We start from the raw sequence: 25021 nt of genomic DNA on the forward strand, positions 1-25021 counted from the left end.
CCTAACGACGGCGGGAGCCGGGGTTTCGTGCGGAACCCCGGCTCCCGCCGTCGTTAGCTTGGTTGGCTGTTTGGGTGGCGTTGGCTGGTTGTCTAGTGTGGCTGGGATCTAGACTGCAATGATGGAAGTGCGCAGCGAACATATCAGCGACAGGCCGGCGATACTGGAATTGACCGGCCGTGCTTTCGCCACCGAGGAAGGGCCCAACCCGCCGGTCGAGGTTGCACTGCTGGCCGAGTTGTTCGAATGCGACGGCTACCTGCCCGGGCTCTCGATTGTTGCTGTCGATGCTGGCATGGTTATTGGGCATACGATCACCACCCGTGGTTTCATCGGCGATCAGCCGGCGCTCGGACTGGGCCCGATTTCCGTCCTGCCCGAACATCAGCGGCAGGGGATAGGGGCAGCGCTGCTGGAGGAAACCAGAATCCGTGCCGCGGGGTTGGGGGAGTCGGTGATCGTGCTTCTCGGCCACACATCCTACTACCCAAGATTCGGCTACCGGCCGGCCTCCGAGCTCGGCATCGAAGCGCCGGATCCGCAATGGGGCGACTATTTCATGGCGCTGCCGCTTGGTGTCAGCGAGGTGCCTGCCGGAACGTTCCGCTACGCGGAGCCCTTCACCCGGTTGTAGGCCTTCGTGCCCGCCTCGTCCTGGCCCGGGCGGATCGAGTAGGCTTAGGAAGTGCGTTTTCACGGCACGCCCCCGTAGTCCAATGGCAGAGACAGTCGACTTAAAATCGATCCAGTGTGGGTTCGAGTCCCACCGGGGGTACAACTTCTTTCCGTTCCGGAAGGTCTCGGAAGGGTCCATCTTGGGGTGAAAGACCTTCGCTGTGACGAGCGTTACAATGATGTAACCGAATAGTCTTATTTTTTGGCGATTTGTGCACTAGCTTTTCTTCTAATCAGGAAACCCTGATATTCGCATCGAAGGTTCGCGGACCTTTGGATCGAGGAGAAAAATTCATGACTGCAACACGTAACGCAGTGCTGTTTGGCGCCGGCGGTAACACCGCGCGCGCGGCCAGATTCGCGGCACTCGGTCTCGGCGTCGCACTGTTCGCGTCAGCCTGTGGGGGCGGCACTTCGACCGAAACCGAAGGAAACGGCGGCTCTGCACCCGCAGCCGCCGGGCTTGTCTGCCCCGAGGGCGGCGAAGGCGCGGGTCCGACCACCGGAACCAAGGGGGATCCGGCAGCGGTACCGGAGACAAAGGGGTCCACCGATACACCGCTGAAGATCGGCTCGCTGCTGCCCACCACGGGTGCGCTGGCGTACCTTGGCCCGCCCGAAATTGCCGGCGTTGATCTGGCCATCAAGCAGATTAATGAGGCAGGCGGCGTTCTCGGTGAAGACGTTGACGTTGTGCACCGGGATTCGGGCGACACCACCACAGATATCGCCACCCAATCCGTGTCCGCACTGCTTGGCCAGGATGTTAACGCCATTGTCGGCGCAGCCTCCTCTGGCGTTTCGAAGACCGTAATCAACCAGATCACCGGAGCTGGCGTCCTGCAGATCTCGCCGGCGAATACCTCGCCGGACTTCACTGATTGGGACGACAACAACCTGTACTGGCGTACAGCCCCCTCGGACGTGCTCCAAGGCCGTACTCTGGGCAGCTACATGGTCTCCTGTGGTGCTCAGACGCTGGGCATGATCGTCCTGAACGATGCCTACGGCACAGGCCTGCGTGACAACGTGAAGACCGCGTTTGAAGGCGCCGGTGGCCAGATTGTCGCGACGGAAATGTTCAACGAGGGCGACTCGCAGTTCAGCTCACAGGTTGACGCTGTCGCTGCCGCCAACCCGGACGCCATCGCACTGATTACGTTCGACCAGGTGAAGTCCATCGCCCCGCTTCTGCTGGCCAAGGGCATCACTCCGGACCAGTTGTTCCTCGTGGACGGCAACACTGCCGACCTGAGTGAGGATCTGGATCCGGGCGCCATGGAAGGTGCACAGGGCACCATTCCCGGCACCTTCGCCAAGGATGAGTTCAAGGCCTCTCTCGCGGAAATCGATGACGGACTGACTTCCTACGCGTACGCGGGCGAGGCTTATGACGCCGTGAACCTCGTGGCTCTGGCCTCCGAGGCTGCCGGCAGCACTAAGGGCGAAGACATCGCCGCAGAAATGCAGTCGGTGTCCAGGGACGGCGAGAAGTGCTACGACTTCGCCGGTTGCGTGACCCTGCTCCGCGAGGGTGCCGATATCGACTACGACGGTATCTCCGGCCCGATCTCCTTCGATGAAAACGGCGATCCGACCGAGGCTTACGTCGGTATCTATGAATACGATGCTGAGAACCGGCCGCAGCCGATGCGTGAGGAGTTCGGCCAGCTATAAAATAAAACAACGTCACTCGCAGTCACTCGCACTGACGCAGGAAGCCTCCGCTCTTGGCGGGGGCTTCCTCGCGTTGTGGGGGGCACTTGCGGAACTCCAATGCTGGCATCCTCACGCGTAACGAGTTTGAAGTGGCGTTCCGCTGGTCGTCTCGATCCAGGGAAGGAGGGCCGCTGACAACTCGACAAGCGTTCTTGGGGTTGTGCACAGCCCGCAAGTAGCCGTTGTGTTTGTCCATCACTCCACGATAGAATCGAAACTATGTTCGAGTCAATCGTTCCAGCAGAGATGGATCCGGTGAAGCCGGTTCCCGGCGACCCGGGTGCCGCCCTGGTCCGCTCAATGATCCTGGAACTGGCTAACATGGACCAGGATGTGTCCGAGGGGGTGCGGATTGACCGGATCACCGCCCTGGAAGAACTCAAGGCCGCCGCGTCGGCGGGGCAGGCCCGCGAGACCGAGGCGTTTGTGGCTTCCCGGCGGGAGGCCCGGGCGGCGGCCGGGGTCCCGGCGGAGCGGCGGGGCCGGGGCCTGGCGAAGGAGATCGGGCTGGCCAGGAAGGACTCGCCGAACCGGGGCGGCAAGCACTTGGGGATGGCGACCACGCTGATCAGGGAAATGCCCCACAGCTATAGGGCGTTGGCCGAGGGCCGGCTGAACGAGTGGCGGGCGACCATCCTGGTCCGCGAAACCGCGTGCCTGAGCGTGGAAGACCGCGCCCGCATCGACCGGGAGTTGTGTGCTGATCCGAAGACGCTGCAAGGGTGCGGGGACAAACAGATCGGGGCGATGGCGAAGCAGGCCGCGCTGCGGCTGGACCCCCTGTCGGTGGTCCGCCGGGCCGCGAAAGCCGAAAAGGAACGCCACGTCTCCTGCCGTCCGGCGCCGGACACCATGGCCCAGGTGAGCTGCCTGGTGCCGGTGACACAGGGCGTGGCCGTCCTCGCGGCCCTGGCCAAGGAAGCCGACCGGCTGAAGGCGCAGGGCGACGAACGCTCCCGGGGACAGCTGATGGCCGACATCTTCGTCGAACGCGTCACCGGCCAGCCCGCGGAGAACCCCGCAAAAATCGAGGTCCAGCTGGTCATGACCGACCGCACCCTGTTCCAAGGCGACTCCGAACCGGCACACCTGGCCGGGTACGGCATCGTCCCCGCCCAATGGGCCCGGGACCTGATCCGCACCGCAGACACCGACACCGACAACGGGAACGGCAGCGTCGGCACGGACACCACAGACGCCGGGAACGGCAGCACAGATCACCCCGCGGTTGGCAATCCGGTACAGGGTGCCGAGGCGGACAAGATCGTTGCAGGCACAACCGAAAGCAGGGAAACGGACGGTGCTGCCGGTTCCGGCCCGCCGGAGGCGGCCGAACCAATACCGGGCGCTGATGCAGAACTCGGCAAGGGCAACACGGGCACTGCTGGTACGGCGACAGGGCCTCCCGGTTCGAAGCGAAGAGCCTCCGCCGATGCTGACGAGGTGGAGGTGTGGGTGCGCCGGCTTTACACGGCGCCGGGCACCGGGCAGCTGCTCGGAATGGATTCGCGGGCAAGGTTGATGCCCGCCGGGATGCAGCAGGTGATCCAGGCCAGGGACCAGCTCTGCCGCACGCCGTGGTGCGACGCACCGATCCGCCACCACGACCACGTCGTGCCCTGGCGCGATGCCGGGGAGACCGCCGAGGTCAATGGGCAGGGTTTGTGTGAAGCGTGTAACCTCGCGAAGGAATCAGAGGGCTGGCACGCCCAAACCGTCCCCGGACCGCGGCACACGGTGGAAACGACCACCCCGACCGGGCACACTTATCTATCCACTGCACCGGCACTGTCCGGCACACCACCGGCAACAGAGCAGCCGGAGGAGACACTGGAGCCGGTGTCAGTCTTCGAACGGGCGCTCGGCCGCATCGACTTCCTCTACCGCCCCGCAGCCTAAGTCGTAAGCCAGCAATTGGCAGCGAGGAAGGCGCGGTTCAGGGGTTACGCCCTGAACCGCGGCATCTAAGCGGAATCAGCCAACGTCCCTAGATACAGCTGGATGACCTTCGGATCCTTCATCAATTCACGGCCTGTTCCCGTGTACGCATCCTTGCCCTGGTCCAGCACATATGCACGGTCGCAGATCTGCAGGCACCGTCGCGCATTCTGCTCGACCATGATTACGGAAACCCCGGCACGGTTGATCTCATGTACCCGGAGGAACGTTTCGTCCTGCTTAACGGGGGAGAGCCCCGCGGACGGCTCGTCGAGGAGCAGGACCGCCGGTTCCATCATCAGGGCACGGCCCATGGCTACCATCTGCCGCTCGCCGCCGGAGAGCGAACCCGCGCGCTGGGTGCGGCGTTTCCCGAGTTCCGGAAAGAGACTCGTGACAAAATCGAAGCGTTCCTTGAAATTCTTGGGTTGCTGGAACATACCCATCTGCATGTTCTCTTCGATCGTCAAAGAAGCGAAGACGTTGTTTGTCTGGGGCACGAAGCCAACGCCCTGCGTGACAAGCTTGTTGGCCTTAAGGCCGGTAAGGTCTTTGCCTCGGACGACCACAGTCCCGGAATGTACCCGCACCAGGCCGAACATGGCTTTGAGCAGCGTCGATTTTCCGGCTCCATTGGGGCCGATGATGCCGATCAGTTCGCCGGGGCGGGCCTCAATACTGCACCCATTGAGAATATTGACGCCGGGCAAGTAGCCTGCGACGAGGTCCGTGACCTTGACGACCGCTTCCTCCGGCGCAGCCTCGCGGCTCTGCTCACTCATCGTTGTTCCTTACTGTCTCCGGAGCCTGGTTCGCCCGGGCGTTCAGTTCCGCCGTCGAGTTCGGTGATATGGCGCCCGATCACGCCTTCGTCCTCTGTGCCGACAACGGACTCCTGGTCGTGTGAAAGCTGTTCTTCCAGTGCCTCGATACCTTCCGCGTCGCCAAGGTCCACGTCGTGGTGAGCTCCAAGGTAGGCATCGATTACGGCCTGGTCTTTCATGACGTCCTGAGGCGGGCCTTCGGCAACGATTTTTCCTTCCGCCATAACGACGACCCAGTCGGCAATATGGCGAACCATCTGCATGTCGTGTTCCACGAACAGCACCGTCATGCCCTCGGCTTTGAGGTTTTTGACGTGATCCAGCAGCGACTGCGTCAGTGCGGGGTTCACGCCTGCCATCGGCTCGTCCAGCATTACCAGCTTCGGCCGCACCATCAGGGCCCGGGCCATCTCCAGTAGCTTGCGCTGGCCGCCGGACAGAGAGGCCGCGTAATCATCCTTCTTCGTATCCAGTTTGAACTTCTCAAGCAGGCCGTCAGCCTGTCTGGTGATCTCCTTTTCCCGGCTGCTCCACATGCCTTTGAAGAGTGCTTTGCTCAGCCTTTCGCCGGGCTGGCTGTCCCCGCCGAGACGCATGTTCTCCATCACCGTGAGCTTGCCCATTACCTTGGTGAGCTGGAAGGTGCGGACCATGCCCATGCGGGCAACCTTGTGGGACGGGACGCCTGCCAGCGAATGGTCGTCGAATTTCCACTCGCCGCTTTGCGGCACGTCGAATCCGGTCAGCAGGTTGAACAGCGTGGTTTTGCCTGCACCGTTGGGGCCGATCAACGCGGTGATCTTGTGGCGCGGGACTTCCAGGTATTCGACGTCGACCGCCTTGAGTCCGCCGAAGGTCCGGGTCACGTTCTTGGCAATCAGGATCGGATCCCGCTTCTTGCAGCCCGGCCCGGTGTCGCCGGCCGCGATGGGCCTGGTATCGGTCATGAATTCGGAGGCTGCATGCTCCGGCGCACCGCTCACGGGCGCCGGGACTGCGGTGTTGTTGTCGGTCATGCGAACGCCAGCTCCTTCTTATTGCCCATGACGCCTTGGGGCCTGAAGATCATCAACAGCATCAGCGCCGCACCTACCAGAATGTAGCGAAGCTGGCCGGCTTGGGTGGCGGTGAGGAAGGTGATGTAACCGGCCCCGATTGCGCCATAGAGTACGCCCTGGGTCAGCGAGAGGACCACCCAGAAAATCATGGCGCCGATGACCGGACCGAGTACGGTAGCCATGCCGCCCAGCAGCAGGCAGGTCCACAGGAAGAACGTCAGTTCCGTGGCGTAGTTGGCCGGCTGCACGGCGCCGCGCGGTAGCGTGAAGATCATGCCTGCCAATGAACCGAAGATGCCGCCGATGATGAGGGCCTGCATTTTATAGGAATACACGTTTTTGCCCAGGGAACGGACGGCGTTCTCATCCTCGCGGATGCCCTTGAGCACACGTCCCCAGGGACTCCGCATCAGAAGCCAGACGATCACGCAGCAGAGGGCGACCACGCCCCAGCCCACGATCCGGATCCACAGGTCCCGCTCGTTAAAGTCCACCAAGCCGAGGTTGTACTGGCCCGGCGGGATGGGGTTCATGGCGAAGAATCCGCCTTCGAAGGCAGCAAGGCCGTTGGCGGAACCGGTGATAGGGGTGAGTTGGTTGGTGGTGACGATGTAGCGCAGGATTTCTGCCGCCGCGATCGTCACGATGGCCAGGTAGTCCGCGCGCAGCCGCAGGGTGGGAATGCCGAGCAGTAGTGCGAACAGGACCGAGCCGATGAGGGCGATCAGCAGGCCGACGACGAATGGCACGTCCCACAGGATCGTAGGAATGGCGAAGCCGTAGGCACCGACCGCCATGAAGCCGGCCTGGCCGAAGTTGAGTAGCCCGGAATAGCCGAAGTGTACGGCGAGGCCGAGCGCCGCAAGGGCGTACGCCGCCGTCGTCGGGCTGATGATTTCACCGAAGGCGTTGGCGAGAATGTTGAGAAAGTCCATATCGAAGCTCCTATCCCACTCGCTCTTTACGGCCCAGAATGCCTTGGGGCCTAAACAGGAGTACGACGATCATGATCAAGAGGGCGCCAACGTACTTCAGGTCGGCTTCCAGCCAGAGGGTGGACAGCTCAACGAACAGGCCAACGAGCACGGATCCCAGCAGGGCGCCGAAAATGGTACCGAGACCGCCAAGAACGACGCCGGCAAAGATCAGCAGGAGGATCTGCTGCCCCATATTGAACGTCACGCCCGGCCGGTAGTAGGCCCAGAGGATGCCGCCGAGGGCTGCCAGCACGCCGCCGGCGGTCCAGACAATCCGGATGACGCGGTCCACATCGATGCCGGATGCTGCGGCCAGGGCCGGGTTGTCGGAAACGGCCCGCGTGGCCTTGCCCAGCCGCGTCTTGAGCAGCAGCAGACCGATGGCGACGATGACGATGGCGCTGACCACCAGGGACGTCAGGGTGTTGCGGCTGATGGAGATGGAGCCGAATTCGAGAATAGGGCTGTTGGCGCCGGGCAGTTGCTGGGTGGCACCGCCGAAGAAGAACTGGATGACATAACGGCTGGCGAGGGCGAGACCGATGCTGACGATCATCATTGGGATCAGACCCGAGCCACGGCGCCGCAGCGGCTTCCACAGCCACGCATCCTGGGTATAGCCGAAGATGGCTCCGCCGACGATCGCCAGGGCAATCGCGAGCCAGACGGGCAGCCCTGCGGCGTTGAAGCCGAAAACGAGCACGGCTCCGAGGGTCACCATCTCGCCGTGGGCGAAGTTCGTCAGGCCCGTGGTGCCGAAGATCAGGTTCAGCCCGACGGCGGCGAGGGCTAGGAGCAGGCCGAAGCTCAGCCCCGCGATCAGGCGTTCAACCAACTGTTCCCCGAAGCTCGCGCCTTGGACGACAATGCCTTCGCCGAGCGGGAAAATCGCTGCCGCGTTGGAGGTGTTGGTGAAGGTTACTTCGCGCGGGTTGGGTGTTCCTTCCGCAAGCTCCACGCCCTCGGGAAAGGTGGTGACATCCACTTCCACTTGATAGGTGCCCCGCTCCGGAACCCCGATGGACCAGGAACCGTTTTCTCCGGTGAGGGTTTCCCCCGTGAATCCTTCACCCGTCGCGGTGATTCTGACGCCAGACACCGGACCTTGGGCGTTGCGGAGAACACCGCTGATGGTGTCCCTGAACGGTTCGGCCGGGGCACTCGTCGTTGAGTCCGGTGCCGGGGCGGGCGCAGTAGTGGCAGCCAGCGAGGGCGAGGCGATGAACAGCATTGCCGCTGTCATTGCCAGAATTGCGAGTAACTTCCCCCAGAGCCGAGCGAGCTTCGGCATAGTTCTCAAAATACAAACCTCCACAGTGTGGGGTGGCCCGACGTTTTTGCGGCAGGCAGCTGACGTCGCCTGTGATCTCTATCACGGACGTGTCGTTTATGTTACTCGCGGAATTCGTTCAGCATGTTGCGAAATGCTTGCTTTTCATCGCAATCGGATAACACTTCTGCAGGTTTGGTGAAACGAAGCTGCCTGAAGGGCATCGAGGAGGTTGGAGAAGAAACCGGAGAACGCGGACTTCAGCTCAGAGGTAAAGCCCGGTGCTCTTGTCCTGCTCTTCCGGTTCGGCCACCGCGTGGATGTCGCGCTCGCGCAGCAGCACGTAGTCCGTGGCGTTGACTTCCACCTCGGCGCGGTCCTCCGGATCGAACAGCACCTTGTCGCCGACGCTGACCTGGCGAACGTGAGGGCCTGCGGCGACGACGGCGGCCCAGGCCAGGCGCTTACCCATGGCGGCGGTCGCCGGGATCACGATGCCGGATGAAGAACGGCGCTCGCTGCTGTCCTTGTCCAGCGCAACAAGAATGCGGTCATGAAGCATCCGCAGGGGCAGCTTGGTTGCGGGCGTGCGGCTGGAGGAGGAATCGGGGCGCGTGGTCACCCCAGTATTCTAGCCATGGCACCGGCTTGCGCCGAGCCGAGCGGCCGGGAGTCATCGCAGGTCCGCGGCCGCTGAACCCCCATTCGGCCGGCCGAAGCGAATGATCCGGTTAATTTTCACAGCTCGGGATAAATTTCGGGCCTTCAAACGTTGTGATTGGTAGGGTTTAGTCAGCTCGTACCCCCTAGATGGAGGACAACAACAATGGCCATGGGTGGAAATCCGGTCTTCAATAATCCAAATGCGTTCCGCAGCCAGCCGCAGCGCTCGGCGAACGCCGGCTCGGCCATGCTCGCGGGCCAGTCGCAAATGTCCAGCCAGCAGCTCAATGAGCTGTACAACCAGCCGTCGGCCGGTCCCGCACAGACCGGGCGGATGACCTACGACGACGTCATCATGAAGACCATGGCCTGCCTGGCCCTGGTCCTCGCCGGTGCCGCCGTCGGTTGGATGATCCCGGCCCTGATGATTCCGGGCATGCTCGTCGGCCTGGTACTGGGCCTGGTAAACGCCTTCAAGAAGGAGCCGTCCAAGGCCCTGATCCTGGCGTACGCCGGAGCCGAGGGCGTGTTTGTCGGCGGCCTGTCCATGGTGCTCGACTCGATGTACCCCGGCGTCGCACCTCAGGCAGTGCTCGGCACGGTCTGCGTGTTTGCCGTAACCCTGCTCCTCTTCAAAAGCGGCAAGGTGCGCGCGACTCCGAAGGCGATGAAGTTCTTCATGATCGCCATCATCGGCTACGCGGTGTTCTCCCTGGTCAACCTGGGCCTGCAGATGTTCGGCGTGATGGACACCCCGTGGGGCGTCCGCGGCATCGAAATCAACATCATGGGCATCGGCATTCCCCTCGGCGTGATCATCGGCCTGTTCGCCATCGGTCTGGCCGCGTTCTCGCTGATCATGGACTTCACCTCCATTGAGCAGGGCGTCCGCGCCGGTGTGGACCGCAAGTACTCCTGGACAGCCGCGTTCGGCCTGACCGTGACGCTGATCTGGCTGTACGTGGAGATCCTGCGCCTGCTCGCGATCCTTCGCGGCACTGAGTAGCAGCACATTCCCTAGTTCGACCGCAGGGTCCCGGCAGCAATGCCGGGGCCTGTTGCGTTTAACAGGCAGATTAGCGGGCGGCGGTCAGGCCACCCGCCGGGCGCCGTCCGCCGGGGCAACCGGAAACACATCGGGCTGCTTTAATCCGGCCATCCGGAAAGAATTGACGACGGCGGCGCCCACCTTTTCTGCCGCTTCTTCCGGTACCAGGGCGATGGCCGAGCCGCCGAATCCGCCTCCCGTCATCCGCGCACCCAAGGCGCCGTGCTGCAGTGCGGTGTCCACGGCCAGATCCAGCTCGGCACAGGACACCTCGTAGTCATCGCGCAGAGAGACATGGCTGGCCGTTAAGAGGTCGCCGATGGCTGCCGGCCCGGATGCTTGGCCTTTTGACGTCAGCAGGTGGGCTGTCTCCAGTACTCGCTGGTTCTCGGTGACGACGTGCCGCACCCGGCGGAACGTTGTTTGGTCCAACCGGCCTCGTGCCTCCGGAAGCATCCCTTCCTCCACATCGCGCAGGGAGTCCACGCCCAGGGCTTCGACGGCTCGGGCGCAGTCGGCGCGCCGTGCGGAATACCCGCCGCTGGCGTGCGAGTGCGAGACTTTCGTGTCGACCACCAGCAGCTGCAGTCCCGCCTCGCGCAGCGGCAGGGGGACCGGCTGGGTTGCCAGACTGCGGCAATCAAGGAGCAGGGCATGGTCGCCGCGGCCCAAGAGGGAAGCCGTCTGGTCGAGAATGCCGGTTGGCGCACCCGCCATCTCGTTCTCGGCCTGCCGGCAGATCTGGACCAGCTCCGGCGGCTCGAAGCCGGCGCCCAGCAGATCGTTGAGGGCAACGGCCACGGAGCATTCCAGCGCTGCCGACGACGAGAGTCCGGCCCCGATGGGAACATCGGACCCGAGTTGCAGCTCCAGGCCGGGAATCTCGACGCCGCGCTGGGCGAAGGCCCACACGACGCCGAGCGGATAGGCCGCCCAACCCGTCACGGCGCCGGGCGAGATATCAGCGGCAGCCAACGTCACGTCGTCGTACGCAGTATCCAGCGCGGTGGCGCGGACGGTTGAATCGTTCCGCAGGGAAACCGCGGCGAGGGTGGAGCGGTCGATGGCCAGCGGAAGGGCAAAGCCAAGGTTGTAATCGGTATGCTCGCCGATGAGATTGACGCGGCCCGGGGCGGCCCAGATGCCGTCGGGAGCGTGGCCGAAGCGTCGGGTGAAGGCATCCGCAGCGGCGGTGGTGCGGCAGGTCATGCCGTGTCCGCCGCCCGGAGCCGTGCGGCGGTGTCCTCGGGCGCGGTGTCGTTGATGAAGGCACCCATGGCGGCTTCAGAGCCGGCCAGGTACTTGAGTTTGTCCTCCGCGCGGCGCGGGGAGGTCAGCTGCAGGTGGAGGTGGCCGGAGGGGCGGAAGTCTTCGGCGACGGGTGCCTGATGCCATGCGGCGATGTAGGGAGTGGGGGAGTCGTAGAGACTGTCCAGCCGGCGCAGCAGTTGCGGGTAAAGCTCCGCGAGTTCATCGCGTTCCTCCCCGGTCAGAGCGGCGAGGTCGGGGACCTGGCGGTGCGGAACCAAGTGAATTTCCAGCGGCCAACGGGCGGCGAAGGGAACATAGGCGCTGAAGTGGCTGCCCTCGACGATCATGCGCTCGCCGTTGGTCCGTTCGGCCGCCAGCACGGAACTTGTCAGGGTTTCCAGTCCGCCGGAGCGCAGGTAATGCCGCCGGGCCAGCTTCGCCATGCCGGTGCTGCGCGGCGTGATGAACGGGTAGGCGTAGATCTGGCCGTGCGGGTGGTGCAGTGTCACGCCGATCTCGGCTCCACGGTTTTCGAAGCAGAAAACCTGCTGCACCCCGGTCATCGCAGACAGGGCCTCGGTGCGCTGCGCCCAGGCGTCCACCACCGTGCGGACCCGCTCGAACGGGAGCAAGCCGAAGGAACCGACGTGGTCTTCGGTAAAAGAAATGACTTCGCAGCGTCCGTACGCCGGCGCGCTGGTGGCGGGAGCGTCGTCGGGGGCGGGCAAGGTGCCGAGCTGCGGACCGAAGGACGGGAAGCGGTTCTCGAAGACCGCTACCTCGTAGCCGGAGGGAATCTCGGTCTGCCGTACGCCGTCGGAGGGGCACAGCGGGCATTCGTCCGCCGGCGGCAGGTGGGTGCGGTTCTGCCGGTGCGCGGCCACGGCCACCCATTCGCCGGTCAGCACATCGAAACGCGCCTCGCCGGTTTCGCCGCGCGGATCCAGCTGCCGGCCGTCCACCGGGGAGGTGCCGCGGCGCCGCTTGGCTGCGTCAGGGGAGCTGTCAAAGTAGATCAGTTCCCGCCCGTCCGCGAGCCGCGTGGAAGTCATGGTCGTCATGGCGGCTCCTGAGGATGCATTCTCCGGTACGTTTTAGCTATGAGCCACCCTACCTTTGCCACCGGTGAACAGTTCGAGATTGTCCGCGGAGACTCACGCGCCGTCATTACGGAACTCGCAGCCTGCCTGCGGTTGTTCGAGAAGAACTCCGTGCAACTGACCGAGACTTTCGGCGACGACCAGATTCCGCCGGGAGCTGTAGGGGTCCTGCTGGCGCCGTGGCCCAACCGGGTGGACAAAGCCGTCTGGATGCTCAACGGCAAGGAACAAAAGCTGGACATCACGGAGCTCAAGCGCGGCCACGCCACCCACGGGCTGCTGCGGAACGCCGGTTACCGCAAGGTGGAACATACCGAATCCGCCGTTTCGCTGGAGGCCGCGATCTTCCCGCAGCACGGATATCCGTTCCACCTCACCCACCGCGTCCGCTACGAACTGGATAACGACGGCGACCTGCAGGTCACGCAGTCGCTGGTCAACCATTCGGCGGAGGCCGCGCCCGTGGCACTCGGCGCGCATCCCTACATACGGCTCGGCAGCGAGGACACCTCGGGCCTGACGCTGACGGTCCCCGGTCAGACGTACCTGATCACGGACGAGACACTAATTCCCCGGGACAAAGCCGCCGCCGCAGATGGGATGGACCTGCGTGCCGGACGAGAGGTGGGCTCGCTGGACATGGACTGTGCCTACACCGATCTGGTTCCAGCTGCCAGCGGCCGGGTGGAGAGCACCTTGAGCGCCCCGGACGGCAGATCCGTGACGTTGTGGCAGGACGAAACATTCCCCTACACGCATGTGTTCGTGACCGACAAGTACCCGGGACGGGCGCAGGCGGTGGCCATTGAACCGATGACGGCACCCGCAAATGCGTTCAACTCCGGGGATGGCCTCATCTGGCTGGAGCCCGGCGCCGAATTCGGCGGCAGCTGGGGCATCAGCGCCGAGGTCCGTCCGACGAATGTCCGGGCGTGAATATGAAACTATTGAGACTATGACCCGGCCCTTTCCCGACAACCGTCCACCGGCCGCCGGTCCGCGCGCCGGAACCGGTGGTGCGCACCATGTCCGCGAGGACGTGCCGTACGCCCTGAGGATCAGTGCTGCCTGGGCCTGGCGGCTCGGATTGATCATTGTGGTGATCGGGGTGCTGATCTGGCTGCTCAGCTACATTTCGCTGATCATCATCCCGCTGATGGTCGCCGCCCTGCTGGCGGGCCTGCTCCAGCCCGTGGTCCGGTTCCTCCATAAGGCCAAAGTGCCCGGCGGCCTGGCCGTCGCCATCACGATCCTGGGTTTCCTGGGACTGATGGGCGGGGCGTTGTCCCTGGTGGGGCGCCAGCTGTTCTTCGGCTTCCGCGAGCTGTGGGACCAGGCGCTTGAAGGCGTGCGGCAGATCCAGGGCTGGCTGACCGACGGCCCCTTGGCGCTGACCTCGGCCCAGCTGAACGACTACATCAACGAGCTGCTTGACCAGCTGCAGAACAACAGCAGCGCCATCCTCTCCAGCGCCCTCTCCGTCGGTTCCACCGCCGGCCACCTCGTGACCGGTCTGCTGCTGGCAATTTTCGCGCTGATCTTCTTCCTGCTCGACGGCGAGCGGATCTGGATGTTCGTCGTCGGGCTGCTGCCGAAGCGCGCCCGAGCGGCAAGTAACGGTGCCGGCCGCAGGGGCTGGTACTCGCTGGTCCAGTACATCCGCGTCCAGGTATTCGTGGCGTTCGTGGACGCCGTCGGCATTGGGGCCGGCGCGGCCATCATCGGCGTTCCACTCGCGCTGCCATTGAGCGTGCTGGTGTTCATCGGCTCCTTCATCCCGATTGTCGGTGCCCTGGTCACCGGGTTCGTGGCGGTGCTGCTGGCCCTGGTCGCCAACGGCTGGGTCAACGCGCTGATCATGCTGGCCATCGTGCTGGGCGTCCAGCAACTGGAAAGCCACGTCCTCCAGCCACTGATCATGGGCAAGGCCGTATCCCTGCATCCGCTGGCCGTGGTGATTGCCGTGGCCGGCGGCACCATGGTGGCCGGCATCCCCGGTGCGCTCTTCGCCGTTCCCCTGCTCGCCATCGTCAACACGGTAGTGAAGTACATAGCGGGCCGGGACTGGGAACATGACCCCGCAGTCGGCGGGCAGCAGCGGCGCACGGAACCGCTGGCCGAGCCGCCGGGCACGAAAGGTGCACGCGGCGCCGGAGGTTCGGCACCGGAAAGCGATGACGCGTCCGGGGACACCGCGAAGAACGATGCCGGGGCCGCCGCAACGCAGGGGACTGCGGTGAAACCTGATGCCAGGGACGGGACTGCACAGGGCACCGCCGTCGAGAATACGAAGCCCGAAAAGACTGAAGCTGGGGAACCGGGCGGTACTGCCCCCGAGGATAGGAACGAACTGCGCAAATGATAGATCTCAAAGCACTCCCCGTCACCGTTGACGACATCATGGATGCCGCCGAATTGCTCGACGGCGTGATCGAGCTGACCCCGGTCGAGCAGTCCCGCGCGTTGGGCCGGATGACCGGATCCGACGTCTACTTCAAGTGCGAGAATCTGCAGCGCGCAGGCTCGTTCAAGGTCCGCGGCGCCTATGTGCGCATGGCCCGACTGAACGAAGAGGAGCGGGCGAGAGGCGTGGTTGCGGCGTCCGCGGGAAACCACGCCCAGGGTGTGGCCGTGGCTGCGGCGAGGCTGGGCATCAAGGCACGGATCTTCATGCCCATGGGCGTCGCCCTGCCGAAGCTGGCTGCCACCCGCGGCCACGGCGCGGAAGTTGTCCTGCACGGCCACAACGTTGACGAAGCCCTGGCCGAGGCCCAGCGCTACGCCGACGAGACCGGTGCGGTCTTCGTCCACCCCTTCGACAACACGGACATCATTGCCGGGCAGGGAACCGTCGGCCTGGAGGTGCTGGAGCAGATCCCCAACGTGGACACCGTGGTTATGGGCGTGGGCGGCGGCGGTCTGTTGGCGGGGGTGGCGACGGCGATCAAGGCCCGCGCCAAGGAACTGGGCCGCGAGATCAGGGTCATCGGGGTGCAGGCCGAAAACGCGGCCGCCTATCCGCCGTCGTTGGCCGCTGACGCGCTGGTGCCGCTGCAGAAAGTGTCCACCATGGCGGACGGCATCGCAGTGGGCCGGCCCGGACAGGTGCCGTTTTCCATCATCCGCGAACTGGTCGACGACGTGGTCACCGTCAGCGAGGATGCCCTCGCGCGGGCCCTGATCTTCCTGATCGAGCGGTCCAAACTGGTGGTGGAGCCGGCCGGTGCCGTGGGCGTGGCCGCGCTGATGGAAGGGGTCATCGAGAATCCCGGCACCACGGCGGTGATCCTCTCCGGCGGCAACATCGATCCGATGCTGATGCTCAAGGTGATCCAGCGCGGCCTATACGCCTCGGGGCGGTTCATGTCCGTGCGCATCATGCTGGACGACCGGCCCGGTTCGCTGGCCCAGATCTCGCGCATCATCGCCGAGTCGGACGCGAACGTCACCCGCGTGGACCACACCCGGATCGGCGGGTCCATCAGCATGGGCGACGTGGCCATCACCATCGACATCGAGACCAAGGGCCACGAGCACTGCAAGCAGGTGCTGGACAACCTGCGCGCGGAGGGCTTCCAGCCCATCGTTGTGCATTAGCCATGGCAGACTACGGCGGGCAGGCGCCTCGGACCCAGGCGTCACGGGCGCGGCGGGGACTGGTGGTGCTCGGTGCCCTCACGGCCGTGCTGTGGGGTATCCAAATAGTCAACGTGTCGACCGGCCGGGAGCTGAATTTCCTGCTGGGCAACATCCCGCGGACGCTCTACGGGCTGGACGGCATCATCTTCTCGCCCCTGCTGCACGCGGACTTCAGCCATCTGCTCAGTAACAATCTGCCCCTGGTGGTGCTTGGGTTCCTGGTGTTCCTGGAGGGCGTGCGCCGCTTTGTCGCAGTCCTCGCTTCCAGCTGGCTGGTGTCCGGCGTCGGCGTCTGGCTCACCGGCGCAGGGCTGACGGTCGGCTCGTCGGGACTGGTCTTCGGCTTCCTGACGTACCTGCTGGTGCGCGGGTTCTACAACCGCAGTTGGAAGCAGATTCTGCTGGCCGTGGTGATCTTCATGTTCTACGGCTCGGTCCTGTGGGGCGTATTGCCGACGCCGGGGTCCGGCATTTCGTGGCAGGCCCACCTTTTCGGCGCGGTCGGGGGAGTGCTGGCGGCGGTCCTGCTGCGCAAGGATTCCCGGCGCCGGAACCGCCGCGTGGGAAGTTAAGAAAAAATGGCGGGCTCCCGGTGGGAACCCGCCATTCGAATCCGGACTGGCCGGAAGCTGCTTTAGCCCTTGTACGGCTTGGCGGAGATGATCTCCACCGAGATTTCTTTGCCGTTCGGTGCTGTGTAGGTGGTCTTGTCGCCTGCCTTGAGACCGTGGATTGCGGCGCCGAGCGCTGACCGCTCGCTGTAGACGTCGATATCGGCATCGCCGGCAACTTCGCGGCTGCCGAGCAGGAAGGTCTCTTTATCGCCGGCGACATTGGCTTCAACAACCATGCCCGGTTCGACAACACCGTCATCGGCAGGTGCTTCCCCCACGTGCGCGTTGCGAAGCAGCTCGGTCAGCTGCCGGATGCGTGCCTCTGCTTTGCCCTGTTCCTCTTTGGCTGCATGGTAACCGCCGTTTTCCTTGAGGTCTCCCTCGGAACGGGCCTGCTCAATACGGGCAACAATCTCCGTACGGCCGGGGCCGGAGAGATGATCCAGTTCAGCCTTCAGGCGGTCGTAGGACTCCTGGGTGAGCCAGGCGACGGATGCGCTGGATGTAGACACGTACTTCTCCTTAGTTACTGCCGGTTTCAAAGCTGAGACTCCGGCACGGTTACTTATTGCAGGAAACGGCCGCCGGGTTGGCAGCCGCTTCCATGCAAAGACCCCGCCGTACCGGTGACTCGTCTAGCGAATTTCCTTAGTCACCTGATGGGCGGGGTGGAATGTATTTGAATAAGTCTAGTCAATCACAGAAGCAAATCCCAATAACCGAGACCGAGCTGCAACATTTGCTTCGGGCTTCGACCCCCGTGTCGCCAGGGGCAGCGCAGAGCCACCAGCGGGTCAGTCCACAATCCAGCAGCTGTTGACGCCGCCGGTAGTCGCGGGGGATTCCGTCCGCAGCTCAACGCGATGGGCCGTGGTGCGGCCGTTGGCTGCTCCCTCGTCCTCGGCGTTGGGGCCCACGGTGACAACCTTCCAGCCGACGATCGCGTAGTTTTCGCTCAAGGCCTGGACCGCGCACTCCGCCGTGGCGTCCGCATCCTTCATGACCTGGAAGTCCACTAGCACTGTTCCATCGTCGCTAAGATTGAACCCGACGTCGGTGCTTGAGACGTCGTCGGAGCCCTGGATGGAGAAGGACATCCAGCCAGCGATGACGACGGCGACAGCCAGCGCGGCGATGGCCATCCACTTTTTGGCTTTCCCGCTGAGCCCGCGCTTTGGGGCGCCGTAGCGATTGGCTACGCTTAAGCCGGACGAGGTGTCCGTGGGAGTGGGTCCGGTGGTGCTCACACCACCACTTTATCGTGTCCCGGGATCGCCGGAGGTCCCTTCAGAATTCAGTCATAGTCCGTTCGTAGATCACCAGGAGTTTTTCGTGAGCATCCCCGCACAGCCCAGCGTGGCCCCCAAGGGAAGCAGTTCCGGGGGCCGGCTTCGCCTGCTCGCGGTCCATGCGCACCCCGACGATGAGTCGAGCAAGGGTGCGGCGACGATGGCCAGCTACGCCGCGGCCGGCGTCGACGTCATGGTCGCCACCTGCACCGGCGGTGAGCGCGGCGACATCCTGAATGCCGAGGTCGCCTCGGTTCCGCACGCCTTGCGCGACCTGCCGGGCCTGCGCCGGCTGGAAATGGCCGACGCCGCCAAGGAGCTCGGCGTTGCGCACCGCTGGCTTGGCTTTGTTGACTCGGGCCTGCCGCAGGGCGACCCGCTGCCGCCGCTGCCCTTCGGCAGCTTCGCCACGCTGCCGCTGGAGCGCGCCGCGGCGCCGCTGGTCCGCCTGGTCCGCGAGTTCCAGCCGCACGTGATCATCAGCTATGACGAGAACGGCGGCTACCCGCACCCGGACCACATCATGGCGCACAAGGTAGCCGTGGAGGCCTACAACGCCGCTGGCGACGCCGAAAGCTACCCCGAAGCCGGCGAGCCCTGGACGCCGCTAAAGCTCTACTTCGACCGTGCCTTCAACCCCGAACGGTTCCGCGCCCTGCACTTCGCCCTCGAAGAGGCCGGCCTGCAGTCGCCGTATGCCGCGCGCATTGCCGCCTGGCAGGAGGCGGATGCCGAGGGGCACCAGCCGCCGATGCCGGTCCACCGGACCACCACGCAGATCGACTGCGGGGACTTCTTCGAGCACCGCGACCGCGCCCTGCTGGCCCACCGCACCCAGATCGAGCCCAACGGTTTTTTCTTCGCGGTGTCGCCGGATATGCAGCGCAAGGTCTGGCCGTGGGAGGACTACACGCTCGTTGACGCCCGGGTGGAAACCTCGGTACCGGAAACGGACTTCTTTGCTGGCATACGATAGAGACAGCGCCACCTGATTTTTTGGGCACCCTGTGCCTATTCCGGGCCACATGTCCCGGGTTCTGCCAGAAAGAGACTGACCTTTGCACCTGTTGCACGTATTTGCCGCCGCAGCCCCGAACGATGAGCCCTCGCTGCGTCCGGGCCTTGACCCCGACCAGGTCACGCCCGGTGCCTGGGGCTTCTTCGCCACCTTCTTCCTGGCTGCCGCCATCATCCTGTTGATCTGGGATATGGCCCGGCGGATCCGGCGCGTACGCTACCGCCAGCAGGTTGAGGAAGCCGCCGTGCTTGAGGCAGCAGAGCGTGAGGCGGCAGACCAGAACGACGACGGCGAAGGCCGCCCGCGCGGCTCGGATGCGGATACGGGACGCGAGTTCCGGCTCCAGGACGGGCTCGACGAAAGGATTACCGGCGGCAAGCGCGCCGATGAATCCCGCGGGGACAAGTCCGGCCCGGATCGCGTGGGGTAGCTGACCATGGCCGGCAGACTGCGCAGCGAGGCCTCGGCCTACCTGCGCCAGCATGCCGGCAACCCGGTGGACTGGTGGCCGTTCGGCGACCAGGCTTTTGAACAGGCACGTCTGCGCGACGTGCCTGTTTTCATATCCATCGGCTACGCCGCCTGCCACTGGTGCCACGTCATGGCGCACGAATCCTTCGAGGACCAGGCCACCGCGGACGAGCTGAACGAACACTTCGTCAGCATCAAGGTGGACCGGGAAGAGCGGCCCGACGTGGACGCGGTCTACATGGCGGCGACGCAGGCGATGACCGGCCAGGGCGGCTGGCCGATGAGCGTTTTCGCCCTGCCGGATGGCCGCGCGTTCTACGCGGGTACCTACTATCCGCCGCGGCCGGTGTCCGGCATGCCCTCCTTCCGGCAGGTCCTCGCCGCGGTCTCGGAGGCGTGGGCAGAGCGGCGCAGCGGTGTCGAGGAAAGCGCCGCCGCGCTGGCGGAGGCGCTGGGACGGGCCGAAGACGGCAACCGGCAGCTGCTGGGGGACCTGGTCCAGGTGCCCGACGGCGGGTGGCTAGGACAACTGCCGGCGCACCTCGAGCAGGGGGTCCGGCTGCTGGCGCAGCAGGAAGACCGGCAGTTCGGCGGCTTCGGCGATGCGCCTAAATTCCCGCCGTCGTCGGTTGTGCAGTTCCTGCTCCGGCACGCGACCGCCGGCAGTTCCACGGCAGAGCTGGCGGGCGGGCTCGCCGGGCGGACGCTGGCAACCATGGCCGGCTCGGCGCTCTACGACCAGCTGGACGGCGGCTTTGCCCGCTACGCGGTGGACCGGCAGTGGTCGGTGCCGCACTTCGAGAAAATGCTGTACGACAACGTCCAGCTGCTGCGGGCCTACGCGCAGTGGGCCATGCAGTCCGGGCAGGGGCCGGACCGGGAGCTGGGCGCCGCGGTGGCGTCGGAAACGGCGGACTGGATGGTGGCGCGGCTCGGCATGCCCGGCGGCGGCTTCGCTTCGTCCTTGGACGCGGACACGGTGGTGGACGGGGTGCACCACGAGGGCGCCACCTACCTCTGGTCGATCGCCGAGCTCGAGGACGTCCTCGGCGCGGACGGGGCCTGGGCGGCGGAAACCATGAACGTCGGGGCGCGGGGCACGGTCAGCGAAACGGGGTCGCCGCTGCATCCCGGGCGCCGGCTCGCTCCGGCGGAGCGGCAGCGGTGGAACGCGCTCAAGCCCGCGCTGCTGGCGGTACGCAGCCGCCGTCCGCAGCCGGCCCGGGACGACAAGATCGTCGCCGGTTGGAACGGACTGGCGATCGCCGCGCTGGCCGAAACGGCCGAGTTGCTGGAGCGGCCGGACCTGCTCGCGGCAGCCGAGGCCGCGGCGGACTATCTTCTCCGGGTACACCTTGACGACGGCGGACGGCTGGCCCGGGTGTCGCACGACGGCGCGGCGCAGGGCATCGAGGGGCTGCTGGAAGACTATGCCGGCTGCACCGAGGGCTTCTTCGCGCTGTATGCCGTATCGGGCGCGGAACGCTGGTACCGGGCTGCCGAGGATCTGGTGCTGCGTACCCGGGAGCTTTTCCTGCGCGACGGGGTGCTCAGCGATTCCGCCGTCCGTCCCGCACAGCTCTCGGCCGCCGCAGGGGAGCGCGGCGCGGCGGATCCGCTGGAAAGCGCCACCCCGAGCGGGGCCAATCTTTTCGCCGGAGCGCTGCTGACTCACGCCGCTTACAGCGGATCCATCGAGCACCGCGCGCTGGCGGAGAACCTGCTGCGGTACCTGGAACGAGCTGCTCCCAAAGTGCCGCGGGCGGCGGGCTGGGGCATGGCCGTGGCCCAGGCCATGCTCGCCGGGCCAGTGGAACTGGCGGTGGTGGGGGAATCGGATGCGGCCGCGGAACTGGTGCGGGCCGCGCGGAAGACCGGGCAGCCCGGTATGGTGGTCGCCCGGGGTACTGGCGGAACCGGCCGGGCCGGGGGAGCTGCCGGAATCGCGGGAGCTGCTGGAATCGGCGAGGCGGCGGGGACCAGCGTGCCGTTGCTGGCGGATCGTCCGGCGCCCGCCGAGGGCGCCCTCGCCTATGTATGCCGGGGCATGGTGTGCCGCCGGCCTGTAGGCAGTGCAGAGGAGCTCGTCGCCGAACTTGCCGGCTAGGAGCCGGCGCCGGCGCCCAGGACAGCCATCATGATGGCGGCGAAGTGGCAGCTGAAGCCGACCACGGTGAAGGCGTGGAACAGTTCATGGAAGCCGAACCACGCCACCGAAAGGTTCGGTTTCTTCAAGCCGTAGAACACCGCGCCGGCAATATAGAAGGCACCGCCCACACAAATGAGGATGGTGGCGGCAGGGTCCGCGGAGTAGAAGTCCGGCAGATAGAAAAGCGCGGCCAGACCAAGGCCGATGTAGACGGGCACGTAGAGCCAGCGGGGCGCGTGCGGCCACAGCACCCGGAAGGCGACGCCGGCGAGGGCCGCGCACCAGATCACCCACAGCAGCAGTGTGGCTTGGGATCGCTCCAGCAATGCCCAGGCCAGCGGGGTGTAGGAGCCAGCGATGACCAGCATGATGTTGGTGTGGTCCAGGCGCTTTAGGATGAGCTTGGTTTTCGGCTGCCAGTTGCCCCGGTGGTAGACGGCGCTGACACCGAACAGCAGCAGGCCAGTCACCGCGTAGATGGCAGAGGTCAGCTTCCCGGCCGACGTGGGCGCCATGCTGACCAAAATGATGCCTGCGATCAGCGCCAGCGGCGTGGCGCCGGCGTGCAGCCAGCCGCGCAGCTTGGGCTTGATGTTCAGCACATCGGCGACTTCTTCGACGGCAGACTCGAGGGGGCCGTCGTTTTGTTCCGGGTCCCGGTCGTAGGAGTCGGGAGGCAAGGTACCGCGAGGAGTCATATGCGCATTCTATTCCAGTGGGATGCGTCACCTCGCCGCCACGTGGAGCGGCGTTGCCGCTGTGTGGAAGCCTCGCCGCGGGCAACCTGGAACGTGGCCGGCAGCGGAAGCGATAGTATTTTCTCCGTTGGTAGCTGACAAGGAAAGGGCGGGTGCACAGTTGAGACTTCCGGCTGTGGTGTACCGCCTCTATGAACGCAAGCTGCAGCGGACGCTGGCGCAGGAGCGGATCCCGGGCCATATCGGCGTCGTCGTGGACGGCAACCGCCGCTGGGCCAAGCTCGCCGGCACCCCGACGCGCGAAGGCCATCAGGCCGGTGCGGAGAAGATCCTCGAGTTCCTGGGCTGGTGCGATGAGCTCGGGGTCAAAGTGGTGACCCTCTACATGCTCTCCACCGACAACATGAACCGTTCCGGCGAGGAACTCGAACAGCTCATGGGGATCATCGCCAATACCCTTGACCGGCTCGGCGAGGGGAAGAATGTCCGGGTGAGCCCGGTCGGCGCGCTCGAAACGCTGCCGGAATACCTCAGCGACAAGGTCTGCCGGCTGGCGGAACAGACCAAGGACGTCGACGGCGTGCACGTGAATGTGGCCATCGGTTACGGCGGCCGCCAGGAGATCGTGGACGCGGTCAAGGGCCTCCTCTACACCGCCGCCCGGGACGGCCGGGACCTGAATTCCGTGGCGGACGGGCTCGACGTGGACGACATCTCCCGCTACCTCTACACACGCGGCCTGCCGGACCCGGATCTGGTCATCCGTACCTCCGGCGAACAGCGGCTCTCGGGCTTCCTGATGTGGCAGAGCGCCTACAGCGAGTTCTACTTCTGCGAGGCGCTCTGGCCCGATTTCCGCCGGCTGGATTTCCTGCGCGCACTGCGCGATTACGCGAGCCGGCAGCGCCGTTTCGGCGCGTAATTAAGCCGGCCGCGCGCCGTCGTCGTCCGTTTACTTTGAGTTATCCACCAGGTTGCCCGAAGTAGTTGTGCCGTAAATAACAGGGGCGTAGTTTTGGAGCTATCAGTCAGCAACACCGCGGATTGATCGGGAGGCCACCATATGCCGCTTTTCACGAAGCAGCGGGGGAGGCCGGTAACGGCCAGGTGGCCGGACCGTCTCACCCTGACCCAGATCATTCGGAGCGCCAGCGCTCCGGACGGGAGCTAAAGTGGCCACCACTGAGAACATGAGTCAAGTCGCCGAGACCGGACGCCAGGCAAACGAAACAGATGTTTCTGCTGCGGCGGACGGTCTTTCTGTTGCTGCCCAGGCGGCGGCAGACCCGGCCGGCGGAACACCGGAGCCTGCACAGTCCTTTGTGCTGGACACCTCCGTTCTGCTGTCCGATCCGCGGGCGCTGATGCGCTTTGCCGAACACGAAGTCATCCTGCCGGTAGTGGTCATTACCGAGCTGGAAGGCAAGCGGCACGATCCCGAGCTGGGCTACTTCGCCCGCAAGGCGCTGCGGCTGCTGGATGATCTGCGGATTGAACACGGCGGGCTCAATACGGCGATCCCACTTGGGGAAGAGGGCGGATCGCTGCGCGTGGAGCTGAACCACATTTCCCCCGACGTGCTGCCGGCGGGTTTCCGGGGCGGGGACAATGACAGCCGGATCCTGGCGGTGGCGAAGAATCTGGCGGACGAGGGCAAGAACGTCACGGTGGTCTCCAAGGACCTGCCGATGCGCGTCAAGGCCTCGGCCATGGGGCTGCAGGCGGACGAGTACCGCAACGAGCTGGTCAAGGACTCCGGCTGGACCGGGGTAGCCGAGCTGGACGTGCTCGAAGACGACGTCAACAACCTCTACAACCACGAGCCGGTGTTCATTCCGGCGGCCGCGGAAATGCCGGCCAACACCGGCCTGGTCATGCTCTCCAACCGCGGCTCGGCGCTCGGCCGGGTGGGAGCGGACAAACAGGTCCGGCTGGTCAAGGGGGACCGTGACGTCTTCGGACTGCATGGCCGGTCCGCGGAGCAGCGGCTGGCGATCGACCTGCTGATGGACCCGGAGGTCGGCATCGTCTCGCTCGGCGGCCGGGCCGGAACCGGCAAGTCGGCGCTGGCACTCTGCGCCGGGCTGGAGGCCGTGCTGGAGCGCCGCGAGCACCGCAAGGTCGTGGTATTCCGGCCGCTGTACGCGGTGGGCGGCCAGGAGCTGGGCTACCTACCCGGTTCCGAGTCGGAAAAGATGAACCCGTGGGCGCAGGCTGTCTTCGACACGCTCGGTGCCCTGGTCTCCACCGAGGTGGTGGAGGAAGTGATGGACCGCGGCATGCTGGAGGTGCTGCCGCTGACGCACATCCGGGGACGTTCGCTGCATGACTCGTACGTGATTGTGGACGAGGCCCAGTCGCTGGAGAAGAACGTCCTGCTCACGGTGATGAGCCGGATCGGGCAAAACTCCAAGATCGTCCTCACCCACGACGTGGCCCAGCGCGACAACCTGCGGGTGGGCCGCCACGACGGCATTGCCGCGGTGGTGGAGACGCTCAAGGGCCACCCGCTCTTCGGCCACATCACGCTGACCAGGTCCGAGCGCTCGCCGATCGCAGCGCTGGTAACGGAACTGCTGGAAGGGGCGGAAATCTAGGGGAGTACTTTGGGGCCGCCGCG

23 protein-coding genes and 1 tRNA gene are annotated in these 25021 nt (G+C 65.2%); 14 read left to right on the forward strand and 10 right to left on the reverse strand.

The window, feature by feature from the left end:
* Positions 1–121: 121 nt before the first annotated feature.
* The 4 genes from AC20117_RS13750 to AC20117_RS23885 all read left to right on the forward strand — a co-directional run bounded on the left by AC20117_RS13750 (position 122) and on the right by AC20117_RS23885 (position 4293).
* Positions 122–634, forward strand: a complete 513-nt coding sequence (locus AC20117_RS13750; RefSeq protein WP_074702896.1) for a GNAT family N-acetyltransferase — start codon at positions 122–124, stop codon at positions 632–634.
* Between the two features lie 68 nt (positions 635–702).
* Positions 703–775: transfer RNA gene (locus AC20117_RS13755), tRNA-Leu, on the forward strand.
* Between the two features lie 194 nt (positions 776–969).
* Positions 970–2352 (forward strand): ABC transporter substrate-binding protein, encoded by a 1383-nt coding sequence (locus AC20117_RS13760; RefSeq protein ID WP_101632600.1) that lies wholly within the window; start codon positions 970–972, stop codon positions 2350–2352.
* A 261-nt stretch (positions 2353–2613) separates the two neighbouring features.
* Positions 2614–4293, forward strand: a complete 1680-nt coding sequence (locus AC20117_RS23885; RefSeq protein WP_074699245.1) for an HNH endonuclease — start codon at positions 2614–2616, stop codon at positions 4291–4293.
* Between the two features lie 65 nt (positions 4294–4358).
* Here AC20117_RS23885 and AC20117_RS13770 read toward each other — a convergent pair whose 3' ends face one another.
* The 5 genes from AC20117_RS13770 to AC20117_RS13790 form a co-directional block, all read right to left on the reverse strand.
* Positions 4359–5114, reverse strand: coding sequence for an ABC transporter ATP-binding protein (locus AC20117_RS13770; RefSeq protein WP_074699244.1), 756 nt, complete (start codon positions 5112–5114; stop codon positions 4359–4361).
* Complete coding sequence (locus AC20117_RS13775) at positions 5111–6103, reverse strand: ABC transporter ATP-binding protein (RefSeq protein WP_074702894.1); 993 nt, start codon at positions 6101–6103, stop codon at positions 5111–5113. Before AC20117_RS13775 ends, AC20117_RS13770 begins: the two co-directional genes overlap by 4 nt.
* Before the next feature lie 65 nt (positions 6104–6168).
* Positions 6169–7149, reverse strand: coding sequence for a branched-chain amino acid ABC transporter permease (locus AC20117_RS13780; protein WP_074699243.1), 981 nt, complete (start codon positions 7147–7149; stop codon positions 6169–6171).
* 10 nt (positions 7150–7159) lie between these two features.
* The gene (locus tag AC20117_RS13785; RefSeq protein ID WP_418202220.1) at positions 7160–8434 is read right to left on the reverse strand and encodes a branched-chain amino acid ABC transporter permease; all 1275 of its coding nucleotides are present in this window, start codon (positions 8432–8434) and stop codon (positions 7160–7162) included.
* A gap of 292 nt (positions 8435–8726) precedes the next feature.
* Positions 8727–9023 carry a GroES family chaperonin gene (locus AC20117_RS13790; protein ID WP_074702892.1) on the reverse strand — a complete coding sequence of 99 codons (297 nt, stop codon included), beginning with the start codon at positions 9021–9023 and terminating at the stop codon, positions 8727–8729.
* A 264-nt stretch (positions 9024–9287) separates the two neighbouring features.
* Here AC20117_RS13790 and AC20117_RS13795 point away from each other — a divergent pair, with 264 nt between their 5' ends.
* On the forward strand, positions 9288–10130 hold the full coding sequence (locus tag AC20117_RS13795) for a Bax inhibitor-1/YccA family protein (RefSeq protein WP_074699241.1): 843 nt from the start codon (positions 9288–9290) through the stop codon (positions 10128–10130).
* Between the two features lie 84 nt (positions 10131–10214).
* Here the strand turns inward: AC20117_RS13795 and galK are convergent, their stop codons facing one another.
* Together galK and galT are read right to left on the reverse strand one after the other, a co-directional pair.
* Positions 10215–11381, reverse strand: a complete 1167-nt coding sequence (gene galK / locus AC20117_RS13800; RefSeq protein ID WP_074699240.1) for a galactokinase — start codon at positions 11379–11381, stop codon at positions 10215–10217.
* Positions 11378–12484: a galactose-1-phosphate uridylyltransferase gene (gene galT / locus AC20117_RS13805; RefSeq protein ID WP_074699239.1), complete on the reverse strand. Its 1107-nt coding sequence runs from the start codon at positions 12482–12484 to the stop codon at positions 11378–11380. Before galT ends, galK begins: the two co-directional genes overlap by 4 nt.
* A 39-nt stretch (positions 12485–12523) precedes the next feature.
* Between galT and AC20117_RS13810 the strand changes: the two genes are divergently transcribed.
* Genes AC20117_RS13810 through AC20117_RS13825 form a run of 4 tightly spaced genes read left to right on the forward strand, consistent with a single transcriptional unit; the run spans position 12524 to position 16734 of the window.
* Positions 12524–13459: an aldose 1-epimerase family protein gene (locus AC20117_RS13810; protein WP_074699238.1), complete on the forward strand. Its 936-nt coding sequence runs from the start codon at positions 12524–12526 to the stop codon at positions 13457–13459.
* A gap of 19 nt (positions 13460–13478) precedes the next feature.
* Positions 13479–14885 carry an AI-2E family transporter gene (locus AC20117_RS13815; protein ID WP_083339542.1) on the forward strand — a complete coding sequence of 469 codons (1407 nt, stop codon included), beginning with the start codon at positions 13479–13481 and terminating at the stop codon, positions 14883–14885.
* Complete coding sequence (gene ilvA, locus AC20117_RS13820) at positions 14882–16120, forward strand: threonine ammonia-lyase (protein ID WP_074699237.1); 1239 nt, start codon at positions 14882–14884, stop codon at positions 16118–16120. Before AC20117_RS13815 ends, ilvA begins: the two co-directional genes overlap by 4 nt.
* A gap of 2 nt (positions 16121–16122) precedes the next feature.
* The gene (locus AC20117_RS13825) at positions 16123–16734 is read left to right on the forward strand and encodes a rhomboid family intramembrane serine protease (protein ID WP_074699236.1); all 612 of its coding nucleotides are present in this window, start codon (positions 16123–16125) and stop codon (positions 16732–16734) included.
* A 62-nt stretch (positions 16735–16796) separates the two neighbouring features.
* Here the strand turns inward: AC20117_RS13825 and greA are convergent, their stop codons facing one another.
* Entirely contained in the window at positions 16797–17288 is a 492-nt protein-coding gene (gene greA / locus AC20117_RS13830) for a transcription elongation factor GreA (RefSeq protein WP_074699235.1), read from the reverse strand.
* A gap of 282 nt (positions 17289–17570) precedes the next feature.
* Positions 17571–18023 (reverse strand): DUF4307 domain-containing protein, encoded by a 453-nt coding sequence (locus AC20117_RS13835; protein WP_074699234.1) that lies wholly within the window; start codon positions 18021–18023, stop codon positions 17571–17573.
* 85 nt (positions 18024–18108) lie between these two features.
* On the opposite strand from AC20117_RS13835, the gene mca reads away from it, so the two are divergent.
* From mca to AC20117_RS13850, 3 genes are all read left to right on the forward strand, one after another.
* On the forward strand, positions 18109–19041 hold the full coding sequence (gene mca / locus AC20117_RS13840; protein ID WP_236777307.1) for a mycothiol conjugate amidase Mca: 933 nt from the start codon (positions 18109–18111) through the stop codon (positions 19039–19041).
* 82 nt (positions 19042–19123) lie between these two features.
* Positions 19124–19513, forward strand: coding sequence for a hypothetical protein (locus tag AC20117_RS23635; protein ID WP_074699233.1), 390 nt, complete (start codon positions 19124–19126; stop codon positions 19511–19513).
* A 6-nt stretch (positions 19514–19519) separates the two neighbouring features.
* Positions 19520–21661 (forward strand): thioredoxin domain-containing protein, encoded by a 2142-nt coding sequence (locus AC20117_RS13850; protein ID WP_074699232.1) that lies wholly within the window; start codon positions 19520–19522, stop codon positions 21659–21661.
* Here the strand turns inward: AC20117_RS13850 and trhA are convergent.
* On the reverse strand, positions 21658–22401 hold the full coding sequence (gene trhA / locus AC20117_RS13855; RefSeq protein ID WP_083339540.1) for a PAQR family membrane homeostasis protein TrhA: 744 nt from the start codon (positions 22399–22401) through the stop codon (positions 21658–21660). The two genes, AC20117_RS13850 and trhA, sit on opposite strands and share 4 nt — an antisense overlap.
* 160 nt (positions 22402–22561) lie before the next feature.
* On the opposite strand from trhA, the gene AC20117_RS13860 reads away from it, so the two are divergent.
* Both AC20117_RS13860 and AC20117_RS13865 read left to right on the forward strand, forming a co-directional pair.
* Positions 22562–23323, forward strand: a complete 762-nt coding sequence (locus AC20117_RS13860) for an isoprenyl transferase (RefSeq protein WP_074699231.1) — start codon at positions 22562–22564, stop codon at positions 23321–23323.
* A gap of 268 nt (positions 23324–23591) precedes the next feature.
* Positions 23592–24998 (forward strand): RNA 5'-3' helicase PhoH2, encoded by a 1407-nt coding sequence (locus AC20117_RS13865; RefSeq protein WP_236777308.1) that lies wholly within the window; start codon positions 23592–23594, stop codon positions 24996–24998.
* The last annotated feature ends 23 nt before the right edge of the window (positions 24999–25021 follow it).

Origin of the sequence: Arthrobacter crystallopoietes (genome assembly GCF_002849715.1) — a bacterium.
In the GTDB taxonomy this organism is placed as follows: Bacteria; Actinomycetota; Actinomycetes; order Actinomycetales; family Micrococcaceae; genus Crystallibacter; species Crystallibacter crystallopoietes.